Source organism: Defluviitalea phaphyphila, assembly GCF_001466305.1.
Taxonomy (GTDB): Bacteria; Bacillota; Clostridia; order Lachnospirales; family Defluviitaleaceae; genus Defluviitalea_A; species Defluviitalea_A phaphyphila.
In genome coordinates this window covers 1-10147 of sequence record NZ_JWID01000030.1, presented here as the reverse complement: position 1 = coordinate 10147, position 10147 = coordinate 1, and the positions used below count along the sequence as shown (strand labels likewise).

At 30.5% G+C, this 10147-nt stretch carries 13 protein-coding genes; 11 read left to right on the top strand and 2 right to left on the bottom strand.

The genetic code is table 11. The features are described from left to right. The first annotated feature begins 1044 nt into the window (after nucleotides 1-1044). From OM90_RS11185 to OM90_RS11145, 10 genes are all read left to right on the top strand, one after another. A complete protein-coding gene (locus OM90_RS11185) occupies nucleotides 1045-1266 on the top strand; it encodes a hypothetical protein (protein WP_058486966.1) in 222 nt (73 codons plus the stop codon). Nucleotides 1267-1490: 224 nt separating this feature from the next. Further along, nucleotides 1491-1982, top strand: a complete 492-nt coding sequence (locus OM90_RS11180) for an HD domain-containing protein (protein ID WP_058486965.1) — start codon at nucleotides 1491-1493, stop codon at nucleotides 1980-1982. A 27-nt stretch (nucleotides 1983-2009) separates the two neighbouring features. Beyond that, on the top strand, nucleotides 2010-2744 hold the full coding sequence (locus tag OM90_RS11175) for a class I SAM-dependent methyltransferase (RefSeq protein ID WP_058486964.1): 735 nt from the start codon (nucleotides 2010-2012) through the stop codon (nucleotides 2742-2744). A 34-nt stretch (nucleotides 2745-2778) separates the two neighbouring features. Next, nucleotides 2779-3615 (top strand): nucleotidyltransferase domain-containing protein, encoded by an 837-nt coding sequence (locus tag OM90_RS11170; RefSeq protein ID WP_058486963.1) that lies wholly within the window; start codon nucleotides 2779-2781, stop codon nucleotides 3613-3615. Nucleotides 3616-3682: 67 nt separating this feature from the next. Continuing rightward, on the top strand, nucleotides 3683-4069 hold the full coding sequence (locus OM90_RS11165; protein WP_058486962.1) for a VOC family protein: 387 nt from the start codon (nucleotides 3683-3685) through the stop codon (nucleotides 4067-4069). Nucleotides 4070-4131: 62 nt separating this feature from the next. After that, nucleotides 4132-4314: a hypothetical protein gene (locus tag OM90_RS11160; RefSeq protein ID WP_058486961.1), complete on the top strand. Its 183-nt coding sequence runs from the start codon at nucleotides 4132-4134 to the stop codon at nucleotides 4312-4314. Nucleotides 4315-4362: 48 nt separating this feature from the next. Beyond that, entirely contained in the window at nucleotides 4363-4527 is a 165-nt protein-coding gene (locus OM90_RS13245; protein ID WP_242860904.1) for a DUF6438 domain-containing protein, read from the top strand. Then, nucleotides 4494-4694 carry a hypothetical protein gene (locus OM90_RS13240; RefSeq protein ID WP_242860903.1) on the top strand — a complete coding sequence of 67 codons (201 nt, stop codon included), beginning with the start codon at nucleotides 4494-4496 and terminating at the stop codon, nucleotides 4692-4694. The genes OM90_RS13245 and OM90_RS13240 overlap by 34 nt, the downstream gene beginning before the upstream one ends. Before the next feature lie 525 nt (nucleotides 4695-5219). Then, nucleotides 5220-6440, top strand: a complete 1221-nt coding sequence (locus tag OM90_RS11150; protein ID WP_058486960.1) for a nuclease-related domain-containing protein — start codon at nucleotides 5220-5222, stop codon at nucleotides 6438-6440. Between the two features lie 442 nt (nucleotides 6441-6882). Further along, nucleotides 6883-7191: a hypothetical protein gene (locus OM90_RS11145; RefSeq protein WP_058486959.1), complete on the top strand. Its 309-nt coding sequence runs from the start codon at nucleotides 6883-6885 to the stop codon at nucleotides 7189-7191. A gap of 320 nt (nucleotides 7192-7511) precedes the next feature. Here OM90_RS11145 and OM90_RS11140 read toward each other — a convergent pair whose 3' ends face one another. Both OM90_RS11140 and OM90_RS11135 read right to left on the bottom strand, forming a co-directional pair. Continuing rightward, the gene (locus OM90_RS11140; protein ID WP_058486958.1) at nucleotides 7512-8063 is read right to left on the bottom strand and encodes a Uma2 family endonuclease; all 552 of its coding nucleotides are present in this window, start codon (nucleotides 8061-8063) and stop codon (nucleotides 7512-7514) included. Between the two features lie 103 nt (nucleotides 8064-8166). Continuing rightward, nucleotides 8167-8574: a four helix bundle protein gene (locus OM90_RS11135; protein ID WP_058486957.1), complete on the bottom strand. Its 408-nt coding sequence runs from the start codon at nucleotides 8572-8574 to the stop codon at nucleotides 8167-8169. Nucleotides 8575-9116: 542 nt separating this feature from the next. Between OM90_RS11135 and OM90_RS11130 the strand changes: the two genes are divergently transcribed. After that, nucleotides 9117-10025, top strand: a complete 909-nt coding sequence (locus OM90_RS11130; protein ID WP_058486956.1) for a ParM/StbA family protein — start codon at nucleotides 9117-9119, stop codon at nucleotides 10023-10025. Nucleotides 10026-10147: the final 122 nt, after the last annotated feature.

Genomic DNA, 10147 nt, shown 5'->3' with positions numbered 1-10147 from the left:
AATAACAAGTAAGTAGTATCAAGGGTTTGAGGGGGATTTGTGAAAGGAGTTTATTTGAAAAAGGAAAGGAGTTTGTTTGGATTACATATAGTTAGGATTAAGGAAAAAGGGGTAAGGAAAATAGGAAACATTTTGGGCTTAAAATAGGGGTTAATTAGTTGTTGCAAAAATAAAATAAAGTAGTTTTATAAAAAGGGATAAGGAATAAGGGAAAGTGTTGAGAATACTGGAGTTAATAGAGTTTCAAGACACAAGCGAAATGGGAATTAAAGGGAATTTGTAATAGGACTTTATTTACTTTTGCTATACAACATAGCGATTTTTTTCTGTTTCTAAAATTCATATGGATAAAAATTGCGGAAACAGAAAAGTCCTTTTATTGCATAAAAGTAGTTGCAGAAAGAAAATAAAATTATGAGATTAAGGTTTTACCCACATTTCTTGATACAAGAATGGGGATAAAGTATATAAAATACAAGGGAAATGGGGATAAAAGAGAAAAGGAATTAGGACATTATTTACTTTTTATAATAACTTGGCATCTTTTTTCTGTTTCAGAAATGATGAAGAAGAAATTCTAGAAAAAGAAAAGGTATTTTTATGAATGTTAAAGTTCTTTTATAATGAAAATATAGTTGTGAGATTGAAAGGCACAAGGAATAAGGGAGAGTGTTGAAAATACGGGGTTTGATGAAGTTCTAAAGTGTAAGAATATTGGCAATTGTAAGGAGTTTATGTAAGGACTTTATTTACATTTCTATAGGACATGCCTTATTTTTTCTGTTTCTAAAGATGGCAAGATGGTAATTCTAGAAAAAGAAAAACAAAATTATAACCGATAAAGTTCTAACAAAATAAAAATAAAGTTGTATTTTTGTATTAAAGCATAATCGGTTATTTCGAGTTTATCTATTGAACTTTGGGAATTATTTGGGGAATTGGTTATAAAAGTGTAGATGCTTTTATAGACTATATGATGTAAAATAAAGGTATATAGTACATATTAGTAGTAATGTTGTGAAATAAGAATTGTGGAGCATGAGAATGAGAATTATCGAAGATATAGATAATGATGAAGTAATAATTAATGATATTCGAATAGAAGGCTCTATAGCAGATGAAAAGTGCTCGAAGTGTGATAATTTCTTAATTTTGTATGAAAAGTATGATTCATATTTTTGTGCTTATTGTAACGAATGGACAGAAGAGAAGTGTAGTGACCCTAATTGCTTTTATTGTAAGGATAGACCAAAAAAGCCTTTATAAATAATGTCAATTCACATTATTAGTATAATACGACTTTGTAGAATATTTCGTAATTGGTTATAAGAAAACTTAAGGCTTGAAACAAATAGTAAAGGTAAAAAGGAGGACGAGCATGGTCATACCATACCTTGTATTTAATGGTAATTGCAAAGAGGTTTTAGATTTTTATCAAAAGGTGTTTGAGAGTGATATTGGAGAGTCAATGTAAATATTGGAGGTAATTTATGTTTATAGAGAAAATTATTGAAGAAATGAAAGAAGTCTTTAAAGAAATTCCCTTCGGAATAGAGCATACCCTCAAAGTATTGCAAAATGCAGAGGATATAATGGAAGGTGAAAATATACAGGAAGAAAAAGAAGTGATTAGGATTGTTGCCATACTCCATGACATTGGTGCTGTTGAGGCACAAAGGAAGTATGGTTCTATAGATGGTGTATATCAGGAAAAAGAGGGACCAGCAGTAGCACGAAAGATATTGGAAAAGGTGGGATATAACAAAAATGTTGATAGGATATGTTTTATAATAGGCAATCATCATACCCCTTCTAAAATTGATGGTATTGATTTTCAAATACAGTGGGAAGCAGATTTATTAGAGAATTTAACCGTAATGGATAAACAAAAACAGCAGCAGGAAATAAGGAAATGTATTGAGGAAAATTTTAAAACAAATACAGGAAGAAAAATAGCATATAAACGCTTTATTTTATCTTAAAGAAGAATATGTGAATGGGTGATTAAAGTGAAACAAAATAAATACGATGATGATGTCTTTTTCGATAAATATAGCAATATGAGCCGTTCAAAAAATGGTCTTGAAGGTGCAGGGGAGTGGCATGAACTAAAAAAGATGCTACCTAACTTTAAAGATAAAAGGGTTTTAGATTTAGGCTGCGGGTTTGGATGGCATTGTCGCTATGCTGTAGAGAACGGTGCAAAGTCAGTAATTGGAATTGATATTTCACAAAAGATGTTAAGTGAGGCAAAGAATAAAACGAAATGTGGGAATATCGAGTATATCTGTATGCCAATAGAGGACATAGATTTTCCTGAAGAATCCTTTGATGTTGTTATCAGTTCTCTGGCTCTTCACTATGTTAAATCCTTTGAGGATGTATTAGTCAGAGTATATAAATGTCTTTCAAAAGGTGGAGATTTTGTATTTTCTGTAGAGCATCCCATTTTTACAGCACAAGGCCCTCAGGATTGGTATTATGATGGTAAAGGTAATATTCTGCATTGGCCAGTTGACCATTATTTCACGGAAGGTATTCGCAATGCTAAATTTTTAGGTGAGGAAGTTATTAAATATCACCGAACACTTACTACATACTTAAACAGTCTCATAAAAATAGGATTTGAAATAACAGGAGTTGTTGAACCAGAGCCTGCAGAAAATATGCTTAATACAGTACCTGGAATGTTGGATGAACTGCGCCGACCGATGATGCTGCTTGTATCTGCGAGAAAGAAGTGATATTAGAATGAAATGAAGACGGAGGTGAAGTACTGTGGTGGTAGAAAATATTTTGAATCAAATCAGCAGAGAATTGGAAGGCATACCAGGTATTATAGGTATAGTTTTAGGAGGTTCAAGAGCAAGAGGTACCCATCATGAAAAGTCCGACATAGATATCGGAATATACTATGATGAAACAGAGGGCTTTGATATCAGAGAATTAGGCAAGGTTGCTGCAAAACTAGATGATGAGCATAGAGAAAATTTAATTACGCAAATAGGTGGGTGGGGTTCTTGGGTAAATGCAGGCGGATGGCTTATTATTCAGGGATATCATGTAGACTTTATATTACGTGACATAAAAAGGGTGTCTCAGGTTATTGATGATTGTTTGTCAGGAAAAGTATCTGCTCATTACCAAACAGGTCATCCCCATGCATATTTAAATGTAATGTATATGGGCGAAATTTCCGTTTGCAAAATACTTGTTGACCCCAGTGGTAAAATTTCAGAATTAAAATCCAAAACCAAGCCATATCCTCAAACTTTAAAAGATGCAATAGTTCAATATTTTATGTTTGAGGCCTCCTTTTCCTTAATGTTTGCTGAGGATAATGTCGATAAGGATGACATTTATTATGTATGCGGACATTGTTTTAGGAGTATTTCCTGCTTAAATCAAGTTTTATTTGCTTTGAATGAAAAATACTGTATTAATGAGAAAAAAGCGGTCAGAATGATTGATGGCTTTATTATAAAGCCCAAGGATTATAAAAATAGAATAAATGAGATTATTACATTACTTTCCGCTGATAGAGATATTACAAGAGAAGGGATAAATATGCTTAAGGAACTTATTTCTGAAACAGAAATGCTTCTTGTTAAGTAATAAAATCATTTTGTATAGAACTTATATTACGAACTACAAACGAGAAATTAAGAAGGAGGAACTTATAATGAAAGCAGAGATTAACCTTATTACAATTTGGACAGATAAAATTGACAGGATGAGAAATTTTTATAATCAAGTCCTTGGATTTAGAATTAAAAATGACCTTGGCAATTATGTTGAATTTGAAAATAATGGAGTAAGATTTGCTATATGTATGAGAAATGTTATGTATTCATATAGTGATGAGTATAGGAAGAAAGTAGTTGGTCAGGCTTTTGAATTGGCCTTTCCATGTGAAAATCCTGATGATGTAGATGAAGCATTTAAAAAGTTAGTTACGATGGGAGCAACTCCTGTTCATCAACCTCAAAATATGCCCTGGAATCAAAGAACAGCATTATTTGCAGACCCAGATGGTAATATACATGAAATTTTTGCAGAGATTATTTAGGTCAAAACTTTCTATAAAATATGCATTAAGAGGTTATACATTACTTGCATGGGGGTGATAGTTTGGCAAAGCATGAGTTTGGAATAATAGATTCTTTTGAAGAAAACAAATGGTATAGTGATTACGAACCTGAAAAATATATCAAGGCAAATAGTCATTATCAATCGCAGGAACTTGAATCACTTATTGAAATGGTATCTACTGCAATTAATGAAAATAAATACTTAATTCACTATGGAATATAGTATTTTTCATATAAGAATATGAATATGCAGATGAAAAGTGGGAGTATCATGTTTGAATATATAAAATTGCAAAGAACAATGTGTTTTGGGACTTGCCCCGTTTATAGTGTAACAGTGGATAATGAGGGCAATGTAAATTATAGTGGAGAAATGTTTGTATATAAGAGCGGAGAGCATCATTGGAAGATACCAATGAAAAAAGTAGACAATTAAATGGATTGATTGAGAATTTTGGGTTTAAGTCTTTTATATATGAACCAGGGAATGAGTTCATTACCGGCCAGCCTTCTTGTATTACCACAATAAAATATTTAGATGGAGAAACTAAAGAAATTAGCCACTATTACGGACATGTTTTAATATATGATAGTTTCTATTAGAATGGCGAGTACAAGACAGGTATTGCTACAGATGATTATTATGAAACAGTAATCCTTATTAAAGTTCATTTTAAAACTTACAGTGTATCTTTATTAGATAGTTTTTTGGTAACATAACCAACAAGATATATTTTAAGTTTCCTCCATATACTCATTTTTAAAAGTTTCAATTCTATATGTTTGAAGTATTTTATTTTACTTTCTCTTTATTTAAATGAAACTTTTTGATATAATTATGATAAATTTTATATTATCTGGTGTATTTTTATGTCAAAAGATAAAAAGCAAACTTGTTGTAATATACGGATGTAAAACTACAAGAAACAACTGTAAGATATGATAGAGAGTTTACATATTATATACTTATAAATATAAAACTTTTGTATATATATTTTTCTGTTATTTGGCTAGTAATTCAAAGGCAGTAAAATAATAAAGTTACAAATAGTAAAAGCAAAGTAATTGAAGTTATAGAACTCTATGTACTTATAAATATTATCATATAAATATTACTGGAGGTAACATATGCAAGATTTTAACTCTATATTTTTTATTATATTTTTTATGGCACTTCTTTTTGTAATAGTAGGATTTTCTTTTATATGGCTTAAAGGACTTAAAATTTGTAGCAAAACATTAAAGAGGATACTATTTAACGGAAATGAAAATAATACGGTAGATAATCAAGATAATAACCATACTAATGAAGAGAACAAAACTAAAGGTAGCATTATCAATATAATTATACTTGCTGGTATTGGCATTGTTTACTATTTATCCCAATATATGTTTAAATATTATATTTTCCCTACTGCTAATGTTATATTAGTAGTTTTGTTAACAATATTATTTTGTTATAATTCGATTTTTTGTAAGAGACAATATAGAAGACTGTTTTTAGTTGTCTTAGGACTTGCTGCCGTAAAACTTACAATTTACTATTATGATTATATAATTTTATCCTACGATTTTTATACCCATGCAAATATTAATTTAATAGCCTATTATATTATAAAGGTTTTTACAATAATTAATTTGCTCTTATTTATAATAAGAGGTGTACAACTATTTTTAAATAAAACCATACATAAAATAGACAGGAATATAGATAAATATGAATCTGCTTGGTATAAATATATAGATAATGTAATGAATTATTATAAGACAAAATATACAACATCTGAAAAGACGGAAGAAATGATAAAAGAAAGTGGAAGAGAAGGTGAAGCAAATGTCAGATATCATCTTAAATGGCTAGACGGATATAAAGTCTTAAATAATGTAAGATTACCTAATCCAATAGAATCTCAAGAATTTGACCATATTGTAATTGGGGAAAACGGGGTTTTTCATCTGGAAACAAAAAATCATGGCGGGAAACATGGCGCCAAAATCTTAATTAATAAAGAAGGTGATTGGAGCATCATCCAAAATGGATATTCTAAAGGAATGAAAAACCCTCTATTTCAAGTTAGACGTCACGAAAGGGTATTAATGGAATTTCTGGATAAGGAATTTCCACAAATAAATATACCTATTAAAGAAATTGTGGTTTTGTCAAATGAAAATACAATAATAGAAGGTCAGGAAAACTCACCAATAACAGTATTAAAGGTAGAAAGGTTAAACGATTTTATTATAAACTATAAACCTAATACAACTATTGATGAAAAAACAATAGAATTGATATATGATAAACTAATTAAATATAGCAGAGAAGAAACAAATAGTAGGGTAACTGAATAAATCATAAATAAGATTTGTATTTATTTTGTTGCTGCATAACATATATATACAAAATAAACTCGACTACATGATAATAAAGTTGGCTCTACAAAAATAATGTTATTCCCCAAAATAAATCTTCACGTTGTCGAGGGCATTTAGGGTACGTTAAGAGAACTGGAATTATAATTGTGTAACTAATTAAACTGAGGACTTTTGGAGTGCATTAAAGATTTGACCCGTATTTCTCGGTACGAGAATTAGAATAAAGTATAAAAATACAAAGGGAATGGAGATAAAGGGGGGAGGTAAATGTATTATAAATCCCTTCTTTAATATAGTTGTTAATAAAAAATACTGCAAAAGCATTTGACAGAATTGAAATAATAAGAATTGTGTTATATTGTAAACAAGTTGTGAAGTCTATAGATATAAATAGGTTATATATGAAAGGGTGAAGATTTTGGAAAGAAAAAAAGTAATAACTTTTTCAGATAAATTTTTTAGTAATTTAGAAGAGTTTGGCTTGGATTTTAATAAGGCAAAACAAAATATCCTTTCTCACATTGAAGAAAAGGAAAAAGACCTAAGTCTGGATAAAAGGATGGTATTTTATACTCCATATATAGAGGATGGCAAAAAATATATGCTGGCTGGCTTTGTAACAAAAAAGGAAAAATCTATTTTTATAGAAGCCAACAGCATATGGGATAAGGGGTTTAATCATGAGGACATAATAGTTACAGAAACAAATATTGGGATTATCAAATAGTTAAAGTCAAGTTAGATTTAAGGGAATTTTAGGTACGTTATAGGCATTTTAGGTGCCTTACGGGGACTTAAAGTACGTTACGGGAACTTAAGCGGATATGAAAGTTAAAAGAAAAATGTGTAAAATCCATAAAGGAATGTGAAAAAGGAGGTGCTTTAACACCTTGCCTATAGAACCTTTTTTAAAAAACAGGGCTATTAGGATTTTTTAAAATGCTTTGGAGATTTAGCGGTCTTTCCAAGGCATTTTTCCTTGTTGCTTACTTACTTTTATTAAGAGTAGAATACAAAAAACGATGGAGAACTTCATCGTTTTTTATTTTAAAAAATATCTTTTAAACTAATCCCTAATTCCTTAAAAGTTTGAGATGCAGCACAATCACTACCTTTGTAAATAGCAGCCTGTTTGTACTCATCTTTTTCTAATACATATACCTCAACTGTTTTAAGTTTTGGATTTATCATCCAATATTCATTTACACCAAATTCCATATAAGTACTGTACTTTCTTACTCTGTCGTGGGTTTGATTAGAAGTGGAAATTATTTCAATAACTAGGGCTGGTATACCCTCATATGCGTTTTCCATTAATCCAGTTTTATCACAAATAACTATTAAATCAGGCTGAACTTTTACTTTGGTAGTTTTTTCTTTATTTGTTAACCAGACATCCAGTGGGGAGATGAATACCTCACAAGATTTGCCTCTGAAGTATTTTCGGAATTCTGTTGCGATATTTAACAAAACCCGCTGGTGTCCTACTGACGGAGATTCAAGGTAAACTACTTCACCATTAAAATATTCTAATCTATGTTCGTTTTCTTTATCCATCTGTAAAAACTCTTCAAAGTCTACCATTTTTGGTTTAGACATATCTTAGCCTCCATACCCATTTTACGATATTCTATAGAGATGATACAAGGGGTTAAAGGATTAAAGGTTAAAGGGATTAGGAATAAGTAAAGACACTTTAATTCTACCAATTAATAGCAGCATCAGATTCATTATCTGAGTTAGATTTTAGCCTTTTTATGTATCCATACAGCATTTTTATTATTTCGAGGAATTTCTCATCTAAAATCTTGTATTGTTCTTTACTTATATAGTTGTTCTGATATGCAGTTAGCAAGTGGTTTCTCGTTTCACCACAACTGCCAAGGGCAGCATTGGCATGAAATAATTCTCGTTTGATAAACAGTTGTGTATTTCCCTCAGCGATGTTTGCTCCTATACTCCTAACAGCCCTTACTAACTGGTCTGTAAGCCTATATTGCTCATAACTCGGAAATCCTTTAACCAATTCTCCTATCTCCTGCTCCAATGCATTCGCCTTCTGCCAAACCTTGAGAGTCTTAAAATCCTTTATTACTAAACTTTCGCTCATAAAGTTCATCCTTTCAAATTTGATTTTCCACATTATACAGATTATTAGGGGTAAGTCAAATTTTAATAGAAAAATTTTTGTAAAGTTAATTGATTAAAGGTAAAAGGGTTAAGGTGTTGTGATAAAAGTTAATATAGCATATACTTGTTCCTTAACCCAATAAACCTTATCCCTAATATACCCTAACATGGTTTTTGTCGCTTAAAAATCTATTTAAGTATTGTAATATCAAGGATTTGGGCAAATTTACTAAATACATATATAATATAGAGAAAGGTAAAGTGGAAAGGGAAAAAGGATTTAGAATATAAGGGTAAACAAAAATACTTGACTTTGCATTAGATGATTTACTATAAAAAAATTGTCCTTAATAATAAGGTATTTTAAATAAATTAACATTATATACCTCCGTTAAAATAAATTCCTACGCTTACCTTATTAACAGGTAAGCAATTTTTTTATTGTAGAAATACTTGAAATTATAAAAAGTGATTTATTAAAAGAACTATAACGAACTAAACCACAAGATTGGAGGAATTGTTATGAGCAATAGGATTTTATTAGGTCTTGATAATGGTAACAAATGTACAAAAACAAGCGAAGGTTATATTAGCGAGTCTGGTTTTACTAAATTTGACTATGAACCAATCTCAACTAATAATTTGTTAGTTTATGAAGGTAAATTTTATAGTATAGGCAGCAATAGACTGTGTGTTCAAATGGACAAAACAGTCAACCAGGATGCTTTCATCTTGTCTTTACCAGCAATAGCAGATGCAATAGATAGGGCAGGAGTAGAAGGAGATGTGGATGTAATCATTGGAGTTGGGCTCCCGATAGTCAATTATGGAATTTTTAAGAAAAAGTTTCGGGAATACTTTTTAAGGCAGAACATAGAATTTAATTTTAATAAAAAAGATTATAAAGTAGATATTGTTAATTGCAAAGTATATCCTCAAGGGTATGCTTCACTTATTACGGTATTTAATAACTATAGGAATATCCTATGCAACATAATAGACATTGGTGGCTATACTGTTGATATTTTCAGAGTTGAGAACGGTATGATTGATAGTAAATCATGTTACTCACTTCCTGATGGAATCATTACGTTAATTGCAAATGTTCAACAGGAACTATTAAAAATGAACATCAGGCTTACTGAAGGTCAGGTACAGGATATAATAGCAGGCAAAGAACCAGTCATTTTTGAAGCGGATGTTAAAGAAATAGTTGAAGCCATAGCAAAAGAGTACACAGAAAATTTATTATCGAAAATCCAAGAGTATGGGTTTGAATTTCGCAACGCTACTGTTTTTACTGGCGGGGGAAGTATGCTGCTAAAGAGATATATCGAAGAATCCAGCAGAGTAAAATATGCGGATTTTCTTGACCAGTTTGCCAACGCACGTGGTTATAAGATTCTACTTGAGCAGGAATTAAGAAGGTGATGCTATGGCAACAAAACGGATAAATCTGTCTTTTTCTATAAATGTCAAGTTAAAAATGTAACTTTTTGATCATTTAAGAATGTAGTTTTTTACTCATTATCCTGTTGAAAATGATCTTTTAA